We start from the raw sequence: 679 nt of genomic DNA, 5'->3' as shown, positions 1-679 counted from the left end.
CACATCGCCGACCGTCTTGGCCCCACTTCCACCGAGGCCGGTATCGACGCACGCCCCGAGGCGATCATCGGTGCCGCACTCGCCTGCCTGGAGGCCGCGAACAGAGCATGGCGGGCCACCGACGGCCAGGCACCCCTCGACAAGGTCCTCGACGACGTCATGCGCACCGTCCACCCCGGAACCTTCTGACCCAGGGAAAGCCGTCGCGTCCCGCCAGGAGCGGCGTTCCAGGTCGCCGCCCGCCGGTCCGGCCGGCAAGGGGGGCACGGCCGCGCTCGACCTGTATGCGCCGAGCCCCGCCATCCACAGCGCCGCCAGCGACTGCCAAACTGGCACTCGGAGCCCATAATAAATCTAGATTCCCAGACTGGAACTGAGTGCCGTATTTGGCGTAAGGTCTGCGTGTCGACGCCACATCGCGGCGGCGGCCCGGGCAGCGATCCCCAGTCCGTTCGCGAACACCGGCGCGCGACACTCGCCGCGGCAGCGGCGGCACCAGGCCGGGCCCCACCCCGGCATCACCACCGGGAAGCAGGTCGCCAGGTGGCCGTGCAGTCGTCGAACATCTGAAGTGTCGACACCGGAGCAAGGGAGCACAGCCGTGGGTCGTGCGATTGTTTTCAACGGTGACCAGACCTGGGAGGAGCGCGACCTGCCGGTGCCCGATCCCCAGCCGGGT

The 679-nt window shown here is 69.5% G+C and carries 1 pseudogene; it reads left to right on the top strand.

From position 1 onward, the window contains the following. Positions 1-189, top strand: a pseudogene (locus MXD62_RS09925) (TetR family transcriptional regulator); the annotation flags it as partial. Positions 190-679: the final 490 nt, after the last annotated feature.

This window comes from Frankia sp. Mgl5 (assembly GCF_023242985.1).
In the GTDB taxonomy this organism is placed as follows: domain Bacteria; phylum Actinomycetota; class Actinomycetes; order Frankiales; family Frankiaceae; genus Parafrankia; species Parafrankia soli.
Note: the sequence above shows the minus strand (reverse complement) of the source record. Positions and strands in the feature narration are given on the sequence as shown.